The organism is Butyrivibrio sp. LC3010, assembly GCF_000424385.1.
Lineage (GTDB): Bacteria > Bacillota > Clostridia > Lachnospirales > Lachnospiraceae > Butyrivibrio.
Genome location: NZ_AUJU01000015.1, coordinates 81551 through 102993, shown reverse-complemented (window position 1 = coordinate 102993; position 21443 = coordinate 81551). Strand labels below are relative to the sequence as shown.

The window sequence follows — 21443 nt, the reverse complement described above, 5'->3', positions numbered from 1 at the left end:
CTACAATCCTCTTATTCCGGCATAGTAATTCCGGCTATGCGGACATTAACATCAGTTACCTCAAGTCCTGTCATACTCTCTATAGAGCTCTTAACTTTATCCTGGACTTTCTTACTTGTAGCAGGGATATTGTAGCTATAATCCATGAGTATGGACAAGTCTACACGAACTTTGCCATTATTTAAAAAGATCTTAGAGCTCTTCTGAAGGTTCATTGGCCCTACCTTCTCGATAGTCTCACTTGTATAATTACCGGCCATTGCACTAACGCCATCGATCTCAAGGGCTGCAAGTGCAGCTATCTTAGCAACTACATCGTCTGCAATCTTAACAGATCCAATACCCTTTGCTTTTATAAGTGTATTATTCTGTACTTCCTTTTCCATAGCAATCACATTCCTTTCATACTGAAATCCTTATAATTATACAAGATAGAAAAGCGGAGGGCAACTTTTTATGTCTGCCCTCCGTTGGTATGCATAGCAGGTTAAGCAGCTACTGTAATCCACAAAAATAATTGAAGCTTACTATAAAACAAATTTCGGTAGCCTATCTTCTAAAATCTGACTATTGCAGCATCAGTCCTTTTTTCTGCTGTTATCTTCTATGTACTTATCAAGCTTATCGAGTTGTCTTGCAGCAAATGACCTTCCTCCGATACCAAAGGATACTGCAAATGCAATTGCAAGTGCTGCCACAAGAATTATAAATGCTGAGTTCACAATAATTGTAGCTATTCCCAGCTGATTGAGAACCATGAATATTCCAATAACAAAAATTACTGCTTTTGAAAGAATCGCATATCCGTCCATGCCGTTTTTCTTCAAAGCTTTTTCTGCAAGAATAGCTGCAAAATATGCAAGCGTCAGAATAATTATGGCTGCAAGTGCTTTAGGCATGTATCCTATTACAGCTGATCCAATGTTTGTGAGAAGATTAAGTTCTACAACTGAGAAGCCCTGAACTATAAATATGATATTTATAACTACCTGCACGACATTTCCGGTAACTTTTGAAAGAACAAATTTCTCAGTCTTTCCATCTGTTACATCTGTAAGCTTTTTATCAACACCTGTTGAAGCCAAAAGCTGTGTCACTATCTGACCAGCAAATCTTCCAATGAGATAACCCACAAAAACAACCAGGCATGCAACTATTATTCTAGGAATATAGTTGATCACGATTGTAAGCATATTTACAGCTGGTTCAGTTATGGCTTCAATCTTAAGAGCATTGAGAGCCACGATGAATACAGGAATCATTATCAGGACATATACGATGTAGGCAAGTGTATAGGAAAGTCTTGCGTTGTCTCTGACCTCAATGCCTGCCTTTGCCTGAAGCTCATCGACTTTAAGTCTTGCAAATACAGGTTCTGAAAGTGTCCGAACTGCGCTTGCTATGAGATTGCCGACAAAAATCACGATAACTGCTGCTAATACATTCGGAACATAGCCCCAAATTGTATTAAGCAGTCCCATTATCGGAGAAGAAATACTGTCTATTCCGAGAGTTCCAAAGATTGACGGAATAAAAAGCATAAAGACGATGACATATACAAGCTTGCTTATGTAGGTTATTGTCACTCCGGGTCTTGGTCCGTCAGCCCTTGAAACAATAAATCCAAGCTTTGTATGTGTCATCAGCTTGATAATAAGTGACTTTGCAATTGATGCCACGATATACGCGATGAGAAGGATAAAAAGCGCAACTATTACCTTTCCCAATCCCCCAAATATACCGGTCATGAAGTTAGTAAAATTTAACATACCATTACCTCCTTATAATTTAGAAACTAAAAATATTTTATCATTGGTAATGATATGTTTCAACGTAATATCGTTTGTTTGAACACTTGTAATTCCTCAATATAGCCAAATTACAAGTATGTATTGCTTTTCAAAGCGTGAATAAGAAACTGTAGTATTTGTGCCTTCCATCAGACTGAATACTTTTTTACCATCAAAAAGGACATCATTAAACTCATCATAAATAGCCTTGGTACTACACTTTATAGTTACATTATTGCTTCCGTCCGCATATCTTTTTCTGAACAGAGCTGCAAGGGCATCCATATCACACTCAGTAAAGTACTCCCCTTCCCTGACATAGTAGTTATTTTTCATTGATGTACATTCAGGCACAGGAAGTGTCTCTGCAATTACATGTGTCTTTTCAATATCCTGAGTGGTGCAGCACAGATAAGTATAATTGATAAACGGAAGTTTCTGACTATCACCTTCAGCAGCTTCGCTCATCTGGTATGAAGAATCACCCCAGGTAGTATCTACATAAGTGTACTCACCATCAACTCTTACAAGGTTCCAGGTGTGTCCAACACCATTTACTTTACCTGTAACAACAGTAGCAGGAATCCCAAGTTTATTTAGAAGATACTGCGTAGCCTCAGCATATCCCTGACATACCGATCTGCCATAGATAAATACAGAACAAATATTCTGATTATCCGGAGCATCTGCATCATATTCTGTATTGGTGATAAGGTAGTCATACACATATTTTACCTTGGCAAAAGTATCAGCATCTCTGGGTATCCCTGAAAGGCATTCATCAACATAAGCATCTATCTTTGCCTGACGCTCTGCAATTTCATCAGCATCATATAAATATTTTCCGGAAAAAGAGATTCTTTTAAGAACTCCGCCAATGGTGTAGCGGGTATAGGTATATCCGTCAATATAAAACAATTCCGGGTGATCTGCCTGAACAAACTGGCACACAACATCCAGTACATCCTCATCAAGAGTAGACACCACTACATCAGATGCCTTATGTCTGATTATCTGCAAAAGCTCAACATATACGGTCTTCCCTTCGTCCGTAAGATGTTCGAAAGCGTAATTCCCCGCCTGGCTTTTCTTAAGGTCTTCAATATCTACAACCGAGAGTCCAAGAGATGCTCTCTGCGCTTCCTGGTAGGTATCGCTAAAGTACTGCCTGCCCTCCTGTTCTTCCGTCTCTTCAGTTTCTTCTACAGTCCTTCTTCTGCCGGCTCTGCCTGTCTCTTTTTCAATCTTTGATATAAGATCATCAATTGCCTTATTAACCTTAACCGGATCAAAGGTGGATGATGAGCCTGATGCATCCTGCTCATTTATATCAGAGTCATCCCTGCTTCCAGCCTCTTTATTTCTGATGTCACTACTACCAGTTTCTGTATTTTCGGTATCACTACTGTCCGTCGCTTTTCTTCCGGAATTATTTCTTTCTGTAGTGCCTTTTTCCCTTCCATTGTTTTTTTCTTGAGTATCTTTTGCGGCTGCTGTGCTTTTATCAGTAGTATCTTTTTTATCTGCACTATTTTTATCTGCACCAAAAGTCAGACTATCTATGCCATCAGCATCTGCCCCGGCATCATCATAGTCTGCGCTATCTCGGCTACCGATACTTGATTCTGCTGTATCATGATCAGCGTTATTTTCATTTTTTACATCGATGCCATCTGCTTCATCACTTCCGGAAAGGTTACTTTCATCCTCACTTTCAGAAAGGTTGCTGCCATTCTCACTTTCAGAAATGTTGCTGCCATTCTCACTTTCAGAATCTGAAATCCCTTTAATTCTGGCATCTGTCTCTTTTACAGTATCTGAGAATCCTTCAAAATCGAAGCCTTCCACCAAAGCACTGTCTTCGCCTGATGCATCCTCTTCTGTCAGTTCTGTTTTCTGAAAACTGTTTTCCTGTAAATAACTGCTTATGGAATCAGTAACTTTCTGGCAGCCTGTCATCAGTGTCCCGATGCATAAAAATGCAAAAAAGACAGATGCTTTCCCTATTAAGTTTTCAAAACATCCGCCTTTTTTCATACTCTAAGTTCTACTCTCTAGTTTTTCTTAAATTCACTAAGTGACAGTCCTTTGTTTCTGTCCAGTACCATCTGAGGGCTCCATTCATTGATGAAGATAAGAAGCGGTCTTCCGTTCATATCCTTTATCTTCTTCATGTCTGAAGTTCCTACAAGTGAATTCATGTCTACATCATCATTGTCTACCCAACGTATATACTCATATGGTAACATATCCAGAATGATTTCGACATTATATTCATTCTCAAGTCTGAATTTTAAAACGTCAAACTGGAGGACACCGACAACTCCTACGATGATTTCCTCCATTCCCATATTAAATTCCTGGAAAATCTGTATCGCACCTTCCTGTGCAATCTGCTCAATACCTTTGACAAACTGCTTACGCTTCATGGTGTCAACCTGGCGAACCCTTGCAAAATGCTCAGGCGCAAAGGTAGGTATTCCTTCGTACTTAACTGTATCCTTAGGCATGCATACAGTATCCCCGATTGAGAAGATACCGGGATCAAACACACCCATTATATCACCTGCGTAAGCTTCGCTTAATATCTTACGTTCATCAGCCATAAGCTGCTGAGGCTGTGAAAGTCTGAAAACTTTTCCGGACTGAACGTGCTTAACTTCCTTATCAGCGTCATATCTTCCTGAACAGATTCTCATGAAGGCAACTCTGTCTCTGTGTGCCTTATTCATATTAGCCTGAATCTTAAAGACAAATGCTGTAAATTCGTGGTCCTTGGGATCAATTACAGCACCTTCTGCATCTGTTCTTCCGCTCGGAGGAGTAGCCATCTGAAGGAAGTTATGAAGGAACAATTCAACACCAAAGTTCTGAAGAGCTGATCCGAAGAATACTGGAGTAAGCTTACCTGCCCTTACTTCATCAAGATTAAACTCTGCACCGGCTCCATCCATAAGCTCAATTTCGCCCTCAAGATTCTCAAGAGCTTCCTCGCCTATTGTGCTTACAAGCTGATCTCTGTCATCCATGGGAATGATAGTCTCAGTACCTTCCTTAGTTCCCTTCATTGTATCCTGGAAAGTAACTACATGCTTCTCTCTTCTGTCATAGATTCCCTTAAAGTTTTTACCGGAACCAATAGGAAGATTCATAGGGCATGTGGCAATTCCGAGATGGTCCTCGATATCATCAAGAAGCTCATAGGTATCCATTGCATCTCTGTCGAGCTTATTAATGAAAGTAAAAATCGGAATATGTCTCATGGTGCAGACCTTGAAAAGCTTCTTTGTCTGCGGCTCAACACCCTTACTTGCGTCTATTACCATGACTGCTGAATCTGCCGCCATAAGTGTTCTATAGGTATCCTCTGAGAAATCCTGGTGTCCGGGAGTGTCAAGAATATTAATGCAGCAGTCTTCAAAGTTGAACTGAAGAACAGAAGATGTGACTGAAATACCACGCTGTTTCTCAATTTCCATCCAGTCAGAAACCGCATGTCTGGCTGTCGCCTTACCCTTGACTGAACCTGCAAGATTTATTGCTCCACCATAGAGAAGGAATTTCTCTGTAAGTGTGGTCTTACCTGCATCAGGGTGTGATATAATCGCAAAAGTCCGTCTCTTATTAATCTCTTCTGTAGTATGGTTGTTACTCATTTTTGACCTTTCTAAATATATGAAAACCTTTTTTGTATATTACCGGTTTAAAATTGTGCTCTGCAAAAACGCACTCTTCCTATTTTATGAAAGAGTGCGTTCAAAGTCAATAAAATGTAGAATTTTATCTTAATGAAGCATTGATGTTCCTTCGAATTCAGGCTTGATACCAAAATAATCAAGTACTGTTGCACCGATATCAGCAAATGTACTTCTTGTACCATGATTCTTAGGAGTTACATTTTTACCATACATAATAAAAGGAATGTACTCTCTTGTATGGTCTGTGGTCTTCTGATATGCAGGATCACATCCGTGATCTGCAGTCATCATGATAATATCATCATCATGGAGCTTTGCCACTATCTCAGGAAGCTTGCTGTCAAAATAATTAAGAGCCTTTGCATAGCCATCGATGTCTCTTCTGTGGCCATAGAGCATATCAAAATCAACAAGATTTACAAAGCAGAGTCCATCAAAATCTCTGTCCATATAAGCCAGCGTCTTTTCGATTCCATCAGCATTGCTCTCTGAGAATACAAATTCTGTAAGACCTTTGCCTTCAAATATATCACGTATCTTACCAACTCCAAGAACATCCTTGCCTGCTGCCTTAAGCTGATCAAGCATTGTAGTCTTGGGCGGTTCAAGTGAATAGTCATGTCTGTGGGGTGTTCTTGTATAATTACCACTTGTTCCGACAAACGGTCTTGCAATTACACGGCCAACTCCTAGATCTCCGGTGAGCATCTCTCTTGCTATATGGCAATACTCATAAAGGGTCTCAAGAGGTACTACTTCCTCATGAGCAGCAATCTGGAATACACTGTCTGCTGATGTGTAGACAATAAGATCACCTGTTTTAACATGCTCATCACCATAATCATTTATGACCTGTGTTCCTGAGTAAGGCTTGTTGCAGATCACGCCTCTTCCAACGCGCTTACTGAATTCATCAAGAAATTCCTGGGGAAATCCATCCGGAAATTTCGGCATAGGCTTAGGTGATATCACACCTGCAATCTCCCAGTGTCCTGTAGTTGTATCCTTATCCTTACTTGCCTCCTGGCATCTTGCATAAGCAGCTGTAGGATTCTCTACTGCAGGTCTGCAATCAACACCATCTATATTGAAAAGTCCCATTGCTCCCATATTAGGCATATCAAAATACTTACTTGTAGCACATGATCTTATGGTATTTACATCAAAATCACCATATTCAGCTGCGTCAGGCTCTTCACCTACGCCAAAGCTGTCCAGAACAATAAGAAATATTCTTCCCATATTAGCCTCCTTTTAGTCAGATATTATAGAAAAACAAGGGATACGAGAAGCCTCGTATCCCCCTTATTTTATCATTTTAAAGACCATATTACCATTTCAGGTAATCTGTCGCTGTTCACAGTATTATTTCTGAGCTACATCCTTCATTGAGAATGAGATACGTCCCATGCGATCCTTGCCAAGGCAAACAACCTTAACTTCATCACCAAGAGTAAGAACATCCTCAACATGATCGATACGCTCATTAGCAATCTTAGAAATGTGAACCATTCCCTCTTTTCCGGGAGCAAATTCTACAAAAGCACCGAATTCCTTGATGCTTACAACAGTTCCTGTGAAGATCTGGCCCTTCTCAAAATCTGTTGTGATGATGTTGATCATATCGATAGCTTTCTGCATCTTCTCAAGGTCTTCACCGCAGATGCTTACTTTACCATCATCTGTGATATCGATCTTAACACCTGTACGGTCGATGATCTCGTTGATAGTCTTACCTCTCTGACCAACTACATCACCAATCTTATCAGGATCGATTTCGATAGAAATGATCTTGGGAGCATACTTGCTAACTTCCTTACGAGGCTCAGCGATAGCTTTGCTCATGCACTCATCCATAATGAAGAGACGAGCAGCACGACACTGAGAAATTGCCTGCTCTACGATGGGCTTTGTAAGACCATGAATCTTAATATCCATCTGAATTGCTGTGATACCTTCCTTAGTACCTGTTACCTTGAAGTCCATGTCTCCGAAGAAATCCTCAAGACCCTGGATATCTGTAAGTACTACGAAATCATCATCTGTATCGCCTGTTACAAGGCCGCAGCTGATACCTGCAACCATCTTTTTAATCGGAACACCTGCTGCCATAAGTGACATACATGAAGCGCAGGTAGAAGCCATTGATGTTGAACCGTTACTCTCAAATGTCTCGGATACGCAACGAATTGCATAAGGGAATTCCTCCTCTGAAGGAAGAACAGGCATAAGAGCTCTCTCAGCAAGAGCACCGTGCCCGATTTCACGACGTCCGGGTCCTCTTGAAACCTTTGTCTCACCTACAGAATATGCAGGGAAGTTGTACTGATGAATGTATCTCTTACCTGTAACGTAAGGATCAAGACCTTCAACCTTCTGCATCTCTGAAAGAGGAGCAAGTGTGGTTACATCACAAATCTGTGTCTGTCCACGAGTGAACATAGCACTTCCGTGAACACGAGGAATGAGATCAATCTCAGCTGAAAGAGGACGGATTTCGTCAATTGCTCTTCCATCAGGACGCTTATGATCCTTAAGGATCATCTTACGTACTGTCTTCTTCTCATACTGATAAATAGCTTCGCCAAGAATTGCAAGCCACTCTTCGTTGTCTGCAAATTTCTCTGTCAGACGCTCTGTGATCTCTGCAATGTTAGCTTCTCTCTTCTGCTTCTCATCTGTAAATACAGCATTTTCCATCTCTTCCTGAGGAACAACTTCCTTAATAGCATCAAAGAGTTCCTGAGGAACAGCACAACTGTCATATGAGTGCTTCGGCTTACCAACCTCAGCAACAATCCCCTTAATAAACTCAATCAGTTTCAGGTTAACATCATGAGCAAGATAGATAGCTTCCTTCATCTTCTCTTCAGGAATCTCATTACATCCTGCCTCGATCATGATAACCTTCTGTCCAACTGAAGCAACAGTAAGGCGCATATCGCCCTTATCCCACTGCTCCTGTGAAGGGTTAACAACAAACTCGCCATCAATCATTCCAATCTGAGTCATGGCACAGGGACCATCAAAAGGTATATCAGAAATTGATACTGAAACAGATGCGCCAATCATAGCAAGAAGCTCAGGGCGGCACTGAGTATCTACAGACATTACCATGGTCTCGATTGTTACGTCATTACGGTAATCCTTAGGAAAAAGAGGACGCATAGGTCTGTCAATAACACGGCTTGTGAGAATTGCATTCTCAGAAGGCTTGCCTTCACGCTTATTAAATCCTCCTGGGAATTTACCAATAGAATAGAATTTTTCACTATACTCTACGCTTAACGGGAAGAAATCTATTCCATCCCTTGGCTTGTCAGAAGCTGTTGCTGTACAGAGAACAGTAGTATCTCCATACTTCATAAATGCACAGCCGTTAGCTTGTTTTCCTACCTTGCCAACCTCAACCGTAAGTGTACGTCCGGCAAGTTCTGTTGAAAATGTTTTCATATTCGTCTCCTTCTCGCGCCATCCTCGGGCGCATTCTTTATATCCATGATAGAACAAAGAATCATTCTATGATTCCTTGCGCACCGGTACATGATGCCATGGATAATTCCAGGGCACACCGGTGCATCCATTACAGAACAGATTTATTTCACAGAAAAAATTTTCCTATGAAATAAAAACAAGGCGGAATAAGCCGACTATTTCTAATCGGCATCCCCGCCCTATTCTCCCATCGGAAATTACTTTCTGAGTCCAAGATCAGCGATAAGCTTACGATACTTCTCAAGGTCCTTCTTCTTGAGGTATGAAAGAAGAGCACGTCTTCTACCTACCATCTTAAGAAGTCCTCTTCTTGAGTGGTGATCCTTCGGATGTGTGTTGAGATGCTCGTTGAGCTCCTTGATACGAGTAGTAAGAATAGCTACCTGAACCTCCGGTGAACCTGTGTCGCCAGCTTTTCTAGCGTATTGATTGATGACTTCTGTTTTCTTTTCCTTTGTAATCATGTTTCATTCTCCTTTATTTCAATGTGCCGTATACCAGGAAGCGGCTGGAGTACCATCATCCGAGTATCGGTAATAACTATGTGTGCTTCTAACATGAGAAGCCTATTGATTTTAACATAGACTGCAGAGCTTGTAAAGTCTGCTCAAAAAGCAAAAAAGTTTCTTCCGGCATCCAGATCAAGCTCAAGCTGTTTTTGAAGCTTATCCACATCCGTGAACTTCTGCTCTTTTCTGTGGAAAGTCATAAGAGCTATCTCAAGATATTTACCATAAATATCTTCATTGAAATCATAGATAAAAGTTTCAACGCTTACCTGACCATTATTCGATACCGTAGGTCTTAGGCCTATGTTTGTCATTCCGTGATATGATTTGTTATCAATCCTGACTTCCGAAAAGTAAACGCCATAAGGTGGAAGGCACTTTTCATCAGGCGGGAGAAGATTAACCGTAGGGAATCCCAGGGTTCTTCCAAGTCTTTTCCCGTGCTCCACAAAACCTCCGACATAATAGTATTCGCCAAGAAGTTCCGCGGCTCTTTCCATTTCAGCCTCTTTTATTTCTTCCTTGATGAAACTGGAGCTTACATTTCTTCCAAACATCTGCAATTTCTTGATTGCATGGGTTCTGTATGAAAGTTCCTGTGACAACCTGTTAAGCAAAGCAAAATCACCTTTGCCTTTATATCCATAGGAAAGATCATCCCCTGCTGCAATATATGCAGCATTCATCTGATCATGAAGGATTTTCCTTACAAAATCCTCTGGTGCTGTATGAGCCGTCTCCATATCCATAGGAAACTCAACAAGTATATCAACGCCCATTTCTTCAAATTTACGCCGCTTTTCATCCTTTGTGAGAAGCTGCGGCTGCATCTTTTGTGTAAATAAAACCGCTGGAGGCGGGTCAAAGGTGAAAATAGTTGCCTTCATACCCTGCTCTTTTTTATCAAGGATATGCTTAAGCAGCTTTTGATGGCCAAGATGCACGCCATCAAATTTACCTATTGCAATTGCGGTCTTATCCTCTATATTAAATTGTTTCTCTCCGGATATAATCCGCATTTTTCCTCCGTTCTGCACCCAGAACCAATCCCGTCTCAGGGTGTATAGAAAAACTTCTCCACTCTGAACTGCCCTGTTCTCTCATCGCATTTATAAATACCAAAAAACGTTCCGTCCTCTGAGTATGCTCTTACTCTGGTTCCATCAGAATAGAGTTTTTCAGGCTCAACGAAGTCCTGTTCATCTTCCGGAGCTTCATTCTTTATATTTTCTACCTTGAAACTGTTTCCATTTTCAAGCATTTTCCTAAAATCATCCTTGATGATGCAATAATCAAGATCTCTGAAAAGGCTCTCTGTTGATGCCACAATCTCTTCAACCCTGCCCTCATCTCTGAGTTGTTCAATCTGATCGAGGGTATGGGCAGTTTCGAGATGGAAGCTTCCAACTGCTGTTCTTGTGAGATGCTCCATTGAAGCACCGCAGCCAAGAGCTTCACCTATATCATTACATAGAGTTCTGATATAAGTCCCCTTTGAGCACTTAACTTCCATAGTGAAGATATGCTCATCCTCAAGATGAGATTCATCAAGAATCGTTATAGCTTCAATTCTTATCCTTCTGGGCTTTCGCTCTACTTCCTTCCCCTGTCTTGCAAGCTCATAGAGCTTTTTTCCGCCGATCTTAATGGCAGAATACATAGGAGGAATCTGATCATATTCGCCCACAAACTTTTTCACCGCATCATGAAGTTGTTTACTGCTTACATTCACTTCATTCTCTGACAGTATTCTTCCGGACATGTCCTGAGTATCTGTAGTAACTCCGAGTCTGCATACCGCAATATACTCCTTGTCATGATCTGTGAGCATATCGCACAGCTTGGTTCCGTTTCCCAGACAAACAACAAGGACTCCGACCGCATCCGGATCCAGAGTCCCTGTGTGTCCGATCTTTTTCATTTTTAAAATACCACGGAGACGTGCTACCACATCACTTGATGTATAGCCTGCCTCCTTGTAAACATTGATCAGTCCGTTATAATTCAAGAAAATACTCCCTTTAATGACCTTTCAATATATCCTGAAAGGCTATTGATTATATCATGCTGCGTACCGTTCATGGTGCATCCGGCAGCTCTGGCATGGCCGCCACCACCGAATATCTCTGCTATCTTTGCTACGTCCACCTTACCTTTTGATCTAAGGCTCACCTTGTATTCCAGGCTTCCGATCTCATACATAAAAATTGCACATTCCGTACCTGATGTAAGAAGCAGCTGACTTACAATTCCTTCAAGGTCACTGGATTCTGCCATATAGAAATCCATTGTCTGCCTTGATACTACGCTTACTATGCATTCACCATCCATGAAAATCATACTCTCAAGAAGTGCTCTTCCCAATATCTGGTTCTGAACATAAGTCTTTTCATAGAAAACGTGGTCTATAAGCTCTCCAAAATCAAAACCATAGCTGATAAGGTCAGCTGCTATTCTCATAGTCTCAGGTGATGTATTGGAATACTTAAATACACCTGTATCAGTCACCATTCCCATATATAGCATCTTTGCTATATCAGCATCGATTTTCTCTTGGTCAAGGCAATTGTAAACAAGCTCAGATGCAGAGCTTGCTTTAGGAACAATATAATTTTCATCTCCTGTTCCTTCATTGCTCACATGATGGTCTATGTTTACTTTCTTTTTAGCTGCATCAAAGAATTTCTCTGCATCACCAAGTCTCTCTTTTCCACAATCAAGTGAAAAGAACACGTCATAACTGTCTACATCTGTCTTAAATTCTGAATTTACCGCATCTATTTCCTGAACAATTCTATAACTCTGAGGTATCTTTTCAAGAAATACGTCTACCCTTATCTGAGGGTAATTCTTTTTTAAATAGAGATACAATGCAATATTAGATCCTATACAATCGCCATCAGGACGGACATGTCCACTGATTCCAACCGTTTTTGCATCTTTTACAAGTTCATCTATTCTCATTTATACTCCTGCTAATTATCTAAAGTGTCTGTATCTTCGTCTGTTTCGCCTCTGGCTGCCTTCGCTGCTGCATCCTTTGCTGCTACCTCATCAATCTTCTTGGACATATTGATAGCATATTCAATGGAATCATCCATGATAAATCTGAGCTCAGGTGTGTTGCGCATGTTCAGCTCTTTGGCTACTGTGCTTCGTATATATCCTGCAGCTGACTTAAGTCCCTCCTGTGTGCGTAATCTGTCTTCATCATTACCCATAACAGATACCCACACTTTACAGGTCTTAAGGTCAGGAGCCACCTCAACATCCATAACGGATGTCATGGGGCTGATCCTGGGATCCTTACTGAATCTTATTGCTTCTGATATAACTTTTTGTACTTCACCGTTAATACGGATATTTTTAATACTGTTTTTTCTCATATATTTATGCTCCTTAACTGACTTACAGGCAGTTAATCACGCCATGATTATTTCTTGTTGTCAAGCTTCTCACGAGGAATCTCAACCATAATGTAAGCTTCTACTGTATCACCTACCTGGATTGAATCGAATCCTTCAAATACAAGACCACACTCATAGCCATCCTTAACTTCCTTAACATCATCCTTGAAGCGCTTAAGTGATGCGAGATCGCCTTCGAAGATCTGCTCATCATCTCTGCTGATACGAACCTTGCAATCCTTTTGGATCATACCATCAGTAACGATCGCACCTGCAATATTACCTACCTTGGATGCCTTGAACAGCTGACGGATCTCAGCATGTCCGATTACCTTCTCCTCATATACAGGAGCAAGCATACCCTTCATGGCATATTCAACATCCTCAATTGCCTGGTAAATAACCTTATAAAGCTTAATCTCTACACCTTCATGCTCAGCTGTGCTCTTTGCTACCGCATCAGGACGAACATCAAATCCGATGATGATCGCATTTGAAGCTGCTGCAAGAGATACGTCAGACTCAGTGATGGCACCAACACCACCATGGATGACCTTAACAACAACCTCATCGTTAGAAAGCTTAAGAAGGCTGGACTTAAGTGCTTCTACGCTACCCTGAACATCCGCTTTGATAATAAGATCAAGTTCTTTAAGCTTTCCTTCTTCAATCTTGGAGTAAAGTTCATCAAGAGACATCTTTGCCTTAGTCTCCTCAATGAGGTCTTTCTTCTGCTGCTGAAGGTATGTATTAGCATACTGCTTAGCTTCCTTATCACTCTGGTGACCAAGGAATACCTCACCTGCTCCAGGAACATCTGAAAGTCCCAGGATCTCTACAGGCTGTGAAGGACGTGCTTCTTTAAGTCTCTTACCCTTATCATCTATCATCGCACGTACTTTACCTGAGCAAGCGCCTGCTGATATAAAGTCACCTACATGAAGTGTACCCTTCTGAACAAGTACGTTGGCAACAGGGCCACGGCCCTTATCAAGCTTAGCCTCAAGTACGAGACCTCTTGCTTCACGATTGGCATTTGCCTTGAGCTCAAGAATATCTGCTGTAATAAGGATTGTATCAAGAAGTACATCCATACCCTCTCCGGTCTTAGCAGAAACAGGAACGAATTCGGTTGTTCCGCCCCAATCTGTAGCGATAAGGCCATACTCTGTCATCTCCTGCTTAACTCTGTCTACATTTGCACTGGGTTTATCAATTTTGTTTACAGCAACAATAATCTCAACACCTGCTGCCTTAGCATGGTTGATAGCTTCTATTGTCTGAGGCATAACACCGTCATCAGCTGCTACTACCAGTACAGCGATATCAGTTGAGTTAGCACCACGCATACGCATTGCTGTGAATGCTTCATGTCCGGGTGTATCAAGGAATGTGATCTTTCTGTCATTAACCTTGATCTGATATGCACCGATTCTCTGGGTAATACCGCCTGCTTCCTTGTCTGTCACGCTGGTGTCACGAATTGCATCAAGAAGTGATGTCTTACCATGATCGACGTGTCCCATTACGCAGACAACCGGAGGTCTGGGAGTAAGAAGGCTCTCATCTTCCTCTTCCTCCTTAAGAAGTTCCTCGATTACATCAACCTGAACTTCCTTCTCACATATGATGTCGTATTCGATTGCGATGTTCTCAGCTTCCTCATATGAAAGTTCTGAGTTCACTGTAACAATCTGTCCAGCCATAAACAGCTTTTTGATAATAGCTGAAGGCTGAAGCTTCATCTTATCTGCAAGCTCTTTGATAGTGAGCTTGTCAGGAATTGTTATAACCTTGATCTGCTCCTCGGGTTCCTCGACCTTCTTGACCTCAGGCTTAATGAAGCGGCCTACCCTCTTACTTCTGGGCATCATCTCTTCATTCTCTTCGTAAATATGATCCTTCTTGGACTTCTTATCCTTGTCCTGACCTGAGCGTCTCTTTCCTTCGCTCTTACCCTCATTTATAGGTGCAGCATCAAATCCCGGCTTGTCTTTTCCTCTTGAAAAATCTTTGCCTTTTCCTGAAGGACGATCCATATTAGGTCTGCCCTGAGCACCCTGTCCTGGCTTTGATCCGCCCATTCCCTGGCGAACATTTCCCTGACCTGCTCTTGCTCTGTCATTCTGAGAACCTTTTCTTAGCTGTCCGCCCTGTTCTCTGTTATCATTTCTTCTGTTATCGCCGCGATTCTCATTACGATTATCGTTTCTGTTCTCGTTGCGATTATCGTTTCTGTTCTCGCTGCGATTTTCATTTACGCGATCGTGCTTTTCTGCAGGACGCTCTTCCTTATGCTGAACCTCAGGCTTAGCAGCAGGCGCACCTGTATTAACGTTTGCAGGTGTCTCAGTTTTCTTAACGGGCTCTGCTTTAGCAGCAGGCTCCGGCTTGCGTTTCTGAGAAGGCTCCTGGTATTTCGGAATCTCTGTGTTATAGGATTCAAGCTGTGAAGGAGCTGTCAAAGGCTTTATGGGATGGTAAACATTCTGTGAACGTGCAAAAGTACCCTGCTTTTGTCCACCTCTGTTATTATTATCACGGTTCTGATTTTGATTCTTATTCTGACCGCCACGGTTATTATCTTTATTTCCACCCTGGAAATTACCACTCTTAGAGTTGTTAGGGTTTGTAACAAAGATTATGTTTTTCTTCTTTTTAACGGCACCTTCACCTTCAGGTTTCTTTTTCATTGGTTTCTTTTCACCTTTTTTATCATCGGACATTGCAACTGACTTTCCTTTTTCGTCTTTTGAGATTTCTTCTTTTGTAGAAGCCCCTGTATTCTTCACTGTTTTTGTATCTGCCTTTCCGCTTCCGAAGTGTTTTCTTACCTTCTCCGCATCATCGTCTTCGATGGAACTTGTTGATCTCTTAGCAGCTTCAACACCCTGCTCCTGCAAGAATGCCACAAGCTCCTTATTCTCAACACCAAGTTCCGAAGCGAGTTCGGATATTTTAATTTTCGACATTCGCATTTCCTCCGTACTGTTCATCTCCACGTAAGTTCTTCTGAAAGCTTTTTGCAAATCCATCGTCCGTGATCGCAATACTCGTTCGAACTTCCTTGCCGATTGCATGTCCTAACTTTTCTTTATCCCCAAACATGAAAAACGGCACATTATAATACTCACATTTATCCCGGAATTTCTTACCTGTATTTTGCGAAGCATCAACACTTACAAAAACCATACAGGCCTTTCCGCTCTTTATGGCATTCTCAACCGCAAACTCACCGCTTACCAGCTTCCCTGCCTTTTGACATAAACCGAGCAATGAGTAAATCTTGTTATCATCCATTTACATCAAGCTCCTTTTTAAGCTGCTCCAAAGTATCCTCCGGAACGCTGACCTTAAGTGACCTTTCAAGTCCCTTTTTCTTTATAGCCTTTTCAAGGCATTTAATATCTCTGCACACATAGGCGCCTCTGCCATTCGCTCTGCCTGTGGAGTCTAAATGAATCTCTCCTTCAGTATCACGAATCACACGGATAAGCATGGATTTCTCTCTGCTCTCTCCGCATCCGACGCATCTTCGCATAGGTTTCTTTTTTTCCATAAACCCTCATCCTGCAATTTGTAACTCATCTCATTTGTCGATTCAGAGATGATAATTTTCAGCCTCTATAATATAAGTTGCAGCAGGCCTGTATTTACTCTTCTTCAGAGTCTTCTGCTTCTTCGGTCAGCTCCTCATCTTCTGTTTCTTCCTCAGAATCATCCTCTACTTCATATGACTCCTCTGGATCAGCTTCAGAATCGAACTCATCAGCATACTCTTCATCATCAAGCTCATCGCTCTCGTATGCGTCATTCTCGTACTCTTCATCTTCCTCATCATCCATGTAATCCTCGATTCGGAATCCGGGAGCATCCTTAGCCTGTGTCTCACTCTTGATATCTATCTTGTAGCCTGTAAGACGTGCAGCAAGTCTAGCATTCTGACCTTCCTTACCAATGGCAAGTGAAAGCTGATAATCAGGAACTACAACCTTTGCACTCTTTTCATCAGGATCAGCAAATACTGCAACGATCTTAGCAGGAGAAAGTGCATTCTGAATAAGGTTACCGGGGTTCTCATCCCAGTTAACGATATCTATCTTCTCGCCGTTAAGCTCATCTACGATCAGATTAACTCTGCTTCCGTTAACGCCGACACATGCTCCTACAGCATCTACATTAGGATTATTGGAATAAACCGCAATCTTCGTACGATTACCTGCTTCGCGCGCAATGCTCTTAATTTCAACTGTTCCGTCCTGAATCTCAGCAACTTCCTGCTCGAAAAGTCTCTTAACAAGATCAGGATGTGTACGTGAAACAAGGATTCTCGGTCCCTTGTTGCCATTTCTTACTTCAAGGATATAAACCTTTATTCTCTCAGTAGGGCGATAATGCTCTGTCTTAACCTGCTCGTTCTCATTGAGCATAGCATCTGCCTTACCAAGGTTGATGCTGATATTTTTACCGATAAATCTCTGAACCACACCGGTTACGATGTCATGCTCATGATCATAGTACTCACTGTATATTGCATCCTTCTCCTCTTCACGGATTTTCTGAAGGATAACGTTTTTAGCATTCTGTGTCGCAATACGACCGAATTCCTTTGAATTAAGTGAGACTGCAACTATATCACCAATCTGTGCTGTGGGATTGATCTTGTGCGCATCGTCAAGACAAATCTCAAGAAGGGGATCCATTACGTCATCTTCAAGTTCTACAACTTCTTTATCTGCAAAGCATCTGAAATCACAGGTGTCTCTGTCAACCTCAACGCGGATATTCTCAGCTCTGCCAAAGTTATTTTTGCATGCAGTTATGAGAGAATTCTCGATAGCATCAAACAGTGAATCTCTGCTGATATTTTTCTCCTTCTCAAGCAAATCGAGTGCGTCCATCAATTCTTTACTCATGGTATTTTTCTCCTTGAATTATGAAAATTTTACAATTTTCTGTTTTATGGTTTCTCGTGGGTAGTAGTATTGTCCACAAGAATTCATTAATACATTGAACTTAGAAATCCAATGTAAGCTTTACGCTTGAAACTTCTTTTCTGATAAATGTCTTGTCCTCACCGGCTGTCTCGATTGTGATATTCTCTGAATCAAAAGACTTCAGCTTACCGGTAAACTCCTTGGTTCCATCAATTGCCTTATAGAGTTTGACATCAACATCCATTCCCAGGCTGTTTTCAAAATGCCTGTCCTTTTTGAGCTGTCTGCCAAGTCCGGGGCTGCTGACTTCAAGAGTGTATGCTTCCTCAATGAAATCGTGTTCATCAAGTGCATCTGAAAGAGCATGGCTCACATCAACACACTTATTGATATCTACTCCTCCGTCCCTGTCAATGTAGGCTCTAAGATACCACTCACCGGCTTCCTTAACAAATTCAACATCATAGATGCGAACCTCATTCTGCTCAGCAATAGGTTTTAACAGTGCTTCTGTTTTGTTCTCAATTTCTTCTCTTCTGGACATAATTTTTTCCATAAATAAAGTGGACTCGCGAAAGTCCACTTCTAGTCTGATTATTATTAAGTTACTTCTGTACTATAGCACCAGCGCCCAATTTCGTCAAGCACCTGCATTTTTATCTTTCTAAAATTATTATTAAATGTTTAGAACAGGGGCTTTATGGTTCTTTCTACAGCTTTGATCATCACGAATGTAATGAAAGTATCTATAGGAAGCATAATCGCATTTGAAAGGATTCTTCCGGGCAAAAGCGCCAGAATTGCCTGATCGTAAAGTATTTTTAGCCATAATGAATTGAGACCGATATTCACAAATATTTTTACTATAAGCTGGGCTGTAAATACTCGTATTATGGAAATATTCTTTTTATAGAAAGCAAATCCATATATAACTCCGCCAAGGGCAGCACTTATTGTAAATCCTGGGAAGAAATCACCGGTTGGCTGTAAAAACCATTTAATAATATCAAGCGCAGCACCAAAAATTGCTCCGACAGCGGGGCCAAACAGATAGTCAACAACCTGATTGGGAAGTCCTGAAAAACCGATTCTGATAAACTGTCCTATTCTGATCGTTGCTACAAAACCAAGTATTATAGCTATTGCTGCCATCATCCCACAGAATACTATGTTCCTTAAGTTCTTAAACTCCTGTAGTGACCTTAGCCATCTGTTTACACTGATCTCTCCGGCATTATTTGCTGTTACATTTTCTTGCATAAAAAAACCTCCTTCGCATTCCACATTATGCACAAGGAGGTGTAAAGACCAACACAATCGATATGCAACAGTGGGAACCGAATCCGATACCGCGGTTACCCTTCGTCCTCCGGCAGTCCCTGTCCGGTTGGCACTTAACGCATCGAATTCTACTCTGCTAAATTTATTTGTTACCAATTCATTATAGCAACAAAATGTTCCCCGTCAAGTACTGTTGTAAAGGAACTATAAATAGTTTTTCAGTTCCCGGAATTTTTTAGTATCAAAAATCCAACGGATATAAATTCTATCAGAGTAAAAACACCGCAAAACGGATTGCACTATCCATTCTGCGGTGTAATAAATCCATTTTTACTTTTTTGAGTAAAAATCTAATATTCTTTTAGATAATCTTATCGAAAGTATCTGCAAGTGCAGGATAAATGTTCTTAAACTGCTGATATCTTGCCTCGTACTTTTCAACAAGTTCAGGATCGGGTTTCTCTGTCTTATCAACCTTAACGATTGCAGCTGCTGCATCCTCAACTGTCTTATATGCTCCGCAAGCTACCATTGCAAGCATAGCGCCGCCCATTCCGGGACCCTCTTCACATACAGGAACATCTACTTCGATATTCAGAATGTTCGCAATCATTTTTCTCCAAAGAGGGCTCTTAGCACCACCACCGCAGATCATGGTTCTCTCAGGCTTAACACCGATGCTCTTAGCTACTTCATACATATCTCTTGTAGCGAAGGCAACACCTTCAAGAACAGCTTGTGACATATCCGCTCTTGTAGTATCCATGGTAATTCCTGTAAATGTTGCACGGGCATTTGGGTTATTCCAGGGAGATCTCTCACCCATAAGGTAAGGAAGGAAGAATACGTGATTCTCACCGAGCTTTTCAATTTGGCTCTGCTCAGCGGCATAATCCTTGGTATTCAGAATTCCATCCATCCACCACTTATTGCAGCTAGCTGCGCTGAGCATGCATCCCATAAGGTGATAATATCCATCTGCATGATCGAAGGAATGAAGCGCATTATTGCTGTCTACAGCAAAGCTGTCTGAAGACATGAAAATTGTTCCGCTGGTTCCAAGAGAAATGTTACATCTGTTATTGCCTACGGTACCTGTACCTACTGCTGCTGCAGCGTTATCTCCTGCACCTGCAGCGATAACCACATTTTCACTAAGTCCAAGCTCAGCTGCAACTGAAGGTACAAGTGTGCCAACCTTATCATAGCTCTCGAAGAGCTTAGGAAGCATATCTGTTGTGATATCACAGATCTTGCACATCTCATCTGACCACTTGCGATTCTTAACATCAAGAAGAAGCATGCCTGATGCATCTGAGTAATCTGTGCAGAAGGTTCCTGAAAGCTTGTATGCAAGATAATCCTTAGGAAGCATTATCTTCTTGATTTTCTTAAAGTTCTCAGGCTCATTCTCCTTAACCCAAAGAATCTTGGGTGCTGTGAATCCTGCAAAAGCAATATTTGCTGTGTATTTTGAAAGTGTCTCTTTACCGATCTCATTGTTGAGATAATCAACCTGCTTCTGAGTTCTTCCGTCATTCCAAAGGATTGCAGGACGAATAACATCATCATTCTCATCAAGGATTACAAGTCCGTGCATCTGACCACCAAAGCTGATTCCTGCAACCTGTGACTTATCTACGTCCTTCAATAATTCCTTAAGGCCTTCAATTGCTTCCTTATACCAATCCTCGGGCTTCTGCTCAGACCAACCGGGCTGAGGGAAATATAAGGAATACTCCCTTGATGTTGTCCCATGAATCTTACCTGACTCATCCATAAGAACAAGCTTAACGGATGATGTTCCTAAATCCACACCTATATAAAGCATATATAACCTCCCAATATTATTTATCAATTTATATCACTATAATGTAAAGTTCGTTCAATGCATCTGCACCCGCTCACAATTACACAAAATAATTATAATTGTTTTATTCACTATCTGCATCACACATTTTGCTAAAATGTCACTAATTATTGCCTGATTAAAAAGCACCTTAAGGCACAAAACTAAGAAACTCAAAAATTTTTAATGTATTTTCAAAAAAAATTATAATGTGCAAAGCCGCTTAAAATGGCACTTTTTGGCACTTTTGAAAATAGAAGCAAAATTTTTTTTAATTTTTTTCAAAAAAGTACTTGCAAAAGTCTTGGACTTGTAATACTATAATCAAGTCGCCGAACGAAAGACATAAAAAAATAAAACATGGCTCGTTGGTCAAGCGGCTAAGACGCTGCCCTCTCACGGCAGAATCAGCGGTTCGATTCCGCTACGAGCTACTGACTGTGTAAACAGCCCAACCCTAAAACTCCAGACGCTAAG

Annotated in this window: 18 protein-coding genes, 1 tRNA gene and 1 riboswitch; of the genes, 1 reads left to right on the top strand and 18 read right to left on the bottom strand. The window is 41.2% G+C overall.

Annotated elements, in window-relative coordinates; all coding sequences use genetic code 11:
* Nucleotides 1-11: 11 nt before the first annotated feature.
* The 18 genes from G622_RS0111235 to xylB form a co-directional block, all read right to left on the bottom strand.
* Nucleotides 12-386, bottom strand: a complete 375-nt coding sequence (locus tag G622_RS0111235; protein ID WP_026510808.1) for an Asp23/Gls24 family envelope stress response protein — start codon at nucleotides 384-386, stop codon at nucleotides 12-14.
* 192 nt (nucleotides 387-578) lie between these two features.
* Nucleotides 579-1769: a mechanosensitive ion channel gene (locus G622_RS0111230; protein ID WP_026510807.1), complete on the bottom strand. Its 1191-nt coding sequence runs from the start codon at nucleotides 1767-1769 to the stop codon at nucleotides 579-581.
* Nucleotides 1770-1865: 96 nt separating this feature from the next.
* Nucleotides 1866-3827 (bottom strand): transglutaminase domain-containing protein, encoded by a 1962-nt coding sequence (locus tag G622_RS24625; RefSeq protein ID WP_049945808.1) that lies wholly within the window; start codon nucleotides 3825-3827, stop codon nucleotides 1866-1868.
* Nucleotides 3828-3844: 17 nt separating this feature from the next.
* Entirely contained in the window at nucleotides 3845-5446 is a 1602-nt protein-coding gene (locus G622_RS0111220) for a peptide chain release factor 3 (protein ID WP_026510806.1), read from the bottom strand.
* 129 nt (nucleotides 5447-5575) lie between these two features.
* Complete coding sequence (locus G622_RS0111215; protein WP_026510805.1) at nucleotides 5576-6730, bottom strand: phosphopentomutase; 1155 nt, start codon at nucleotides 6728-6730, stop codon at nucleotides 5576-5578.
* 123 nt (nucleotides 6731-6853) lie between these two features.
* Complete coding sequence (locus G622_RS0111210) at nucleotides 6854-8941, bottom strand: polyribonucleotide nucleotidyltransferase (RefSeq protein WP_026510804.1); 2088 nt, start codon at nucleotides 8939-8941, stop codon at nucleotides 6854-6856.
* Between the two features lie 239 nt (nucleotides 8942-9180).
* Nucleotides 9181-9447, bottom strand: a complete 267-nt coding sequence (gene rpsO / locus G622_RS0111205) for a 30S ribosomal protein S15 (protein ID WP_026510803.1) — start codon at nucleotides 9445-9447, stop codon at nucleotides 9181-9183.
* Nucleotides 9448-9590: 143 nt separating this feature from the next.
* Complete coding sequence (locus G622_RS0111200; RefSeq protein WP_026510802.1) at nucleotides 9591-10511, bottom strand: bifunctional riboflavin kinase/FAD synthetase; 921 nt, start codon at nucleotides 10509-10511, stop codon at nucleotides 9591-9593.
* Nucleotides 10512-10546: 35 nt separating this feature from the next.
* Complete coding sequence (gene truB / locus G622_RS0111195; RefSeq protein WP_044913702.1) at nucleotides 10547-11500, bottom strand: tRNA pseudouridine(55) synthase TruB; 954 nt, start codon at nucleotides 11498-11500, stop codon at nucleotides 10547-10549.
* Nucleotides 11497-12456: a DHH family phosphoesterase gene (locus G622_RS0111190; RefSeq protein ID WP_026510800.1), complete on the bottom strand. Its 960-nt coding sequence runs from the start codon at nucleotides 12454-12456 to the stop codon at nucleotides 11497-11499. The genes truB and G622_RS0111190 overlap by 4 nt, the downstream gene beginning before the upstream one ends.
* A gap of 11 nt (nucleotides 12457-12467) precedes the next feature.
* Entirely contained in the window at nucleotides 12468-12878 is a 411-nt protein-coding gene (gene rbfA, locus G622_RS0111185; protein ID WP_026510799.1) for a 30S ribosome-binding factor RbfA, read from the bottom strand.
* A 47-nt stretch (nucleotides 12879-12925) separates the two neighbouring features.
* Nucleotides 12926-15871 (bottom strand): translation initiation factor IF-2, encoded by a 2946-nt coding sequence (infB, locus tag G622_RS0111180; RefSeq protein WP_081675277.1) that lies wholly within the window; start codon nucleotides 15869-15871, stop codon nucleotides 12926-12928.
* The gene (locus G622_RS0111175) at nucleotides 15858-16199 is read right to left on the bottom strand and encodes a L7Ae/L30e/S12e/Gadd45 family ribosomal protein (protein ID WP_026510797.1); all 342 of its coding nucleotides are present in this window, start codon (nucleotides 16197-16199) and stop codon (nucleotides 15858-15860) included. The genes infB and G622_RS0111175 overlap by 14 nt, the downstream gene beginning before the upstream one ends.
* Complete coding sequence (gene rnpM / locus G622_RS0111170; RefSeq protein ID WP_026510796.1) at nucleotides 16192-16458, bottom strand: RNase P modulator RnpM; 267 nt, start codon at nucleotides 16456-16458, stop codon at nucleotides 16192-16194. The genes G622_RS0111175 and rnpM overlap by 8 nt, the downstream gene beginning before the upstream one ends.
* Nucleotides 16459-16552: 94 nt before the next feature.
* Entirely contained in the window at nucleotides 16553-17815 is a 1263-nt protein-coding gene (gene nusA / locus G622_RS0111165) for a transcription termination factor NusA (RefSeq protein WP_026510795.1), read from the bottom strand.
* A gap of 100 nt (nucleotides 17816-17915) precedes the next feature.
* Entirely contained in the window at nucleotides 17916-18380 is a 465-nt protein-coding gene (gene rimP, locus G622_RS0111160; protein WP_026510794.1) for a ribosome maturation factor RimP, read from the bottom strand.
* Nucleotides 18381-18520: 140 nt separating this feature from the next.
* Nucleotides 18521-19096, bottom strand: coding sequence for a folate family ECF transporter S component (locus G622_RS0111155; protein ID WP_044913699.1), 576 nt, complete (start codon nucleotides 19094-19096; stop codon nucleotides 18521-18523).
* 66 nt (nucleotides 19097-19162) lie between these two features.
* Nucleotides 19163-19255: riboswitch (THF riboswitch) on the bottom strand.
* Nucleotides 19256-19478: 223 nt separating this feature from the next.
* The gene (xylB, locus tag G622_RS0111150; protein ID WP_026510792.1) at nucleotides 19479-20948 is read right to left on the bottom strand and encodes a xylulokinase; all 1470 of its coding nucleotides are present in this window, start codon (nucleotides 20946-20948) and stop codon (nucleotides 19479-19481) included.
* Nucleotides 20949-21328: 380 nt separating this feature from the next.
* Here xylB and G622_RS0111145 point away from each other — a divergent pair.
* Nucleotides 21329-21400 (top strand) — tRNA-Glu (locus G622_RS0111145).
* The last annotated feature ends 43 nt before the right edge of the window (nucleotides 21401-21443 follow it).

Coding starts and splice junctions, on each gene's coding strand:
- G622_RS0111235 (WP_026510808.1), bottom strand. CDS start 386: ATGGAAAAGGAAGTACAGAATAATACACTTATAAAAGCAAAGGGTATT.
- G622_RS0111230 (WP_026510807.1), bottom strand. CDS start 1,769: ATGTTAAATTTTACTAACTTCATGACCGGTATATTTGGGGGATTGGGA.
- G622_RS0111215 (WP_026510805.1), bottom strand. CDS start 6,730: ATGGGAAGAATATTTCTTATTGTTCTGGACAGCTTTGGCGTAGGTGAA.
- G622_RS24625 (WP_049945808.1), bottom strand. CDS start 3,827: ATGAAAAAAGGCGGATGTTTTGAAAACTTAATAGGGAAAGCATCTGTC.
- rnpM (WP_026510796.1), bottom strand. CDS start 16,458: ATGGAAAAAAAGAAACCTATGCGAAGATGCGTCGGATGCGGAGAGAGC.
- G622_RS0111190 (WP_026510800.1), bottom strand. CDS start 12,456: ATGAGAATAGATGAACTTGTAAAAGATGCAAAAACGGTTGGAATCAGT.
- infB (WP_081675277.1), bottom strand. CDS start 15,871: ATGTCGAAAATTAAAATATCCGAACTCGCTTCGGAACTTGGTGTTGAG.
- G622_RS0111155 (WP_044913699.1), bottom strand. CDS start 19,096: ATGCAAGAAAATGTAACAGCAAATAATGCCGGAGAGATCAGTGTAAAC.
- xylB (WP_026510792.1), bottom strand. CDS start 20,948: ATGCTTTATATAGGTGTGGATTTAGGAACATCATCCGTTAAGCTTGTT.
- rimP (WP_026510794.1), bottom strand. CDS start 18,380: ATGTCCAGAAGAGAAGAAATTGAGAACAAAACAGAAGCACTGTTAAAA.
- G622_RS0111175 (WP_026510797.1), bottom strand. CDS start 16,199: ATGGATGATAACAAGATTTACTCATTGCTCGGTTTATGTCAAAAGGCA.
- nusA (WP_026510795.1), bottom strand. CDS start 17,815: ATGAGTAAAGAATTGATGGACGCACTCGATTTGCTTGAGAAGGAGAAA.
- rpsO (WP_026510803.1), bottom strand. CDS start 9,447: ATGATTACAAAGGAAAAGAAAACAGAAGTCATCAATCAATACGCTAGA.
- rbfA (WP_026510799.1), bottom strand. CDS start 12,878: ATGAGAAAAAACAGTATTAAAAATATCCGTATTAACGGTGAAGTACAA.
- G622_RS0111200 (WP_026510802.1), bottom strand. CDS start 10,511: ATGCGGATTATATCCGGAGAGAAACAATTTAATATAGAGGATAAGACC.
- G622_RS0111220 (WP_026510806.1), bottom strand. CDS start 5,446: ATGAGTAACAACCATACTACAGAAGAGATTAATAAGAGACGGACTTTT.
- G622_RS0111210 (WP_026510804.1), bottom strand. CDS start 8,941: ATGAAAACATTTTCAACAGAACTTGCCGGACGTACACTTACGGTTGAG.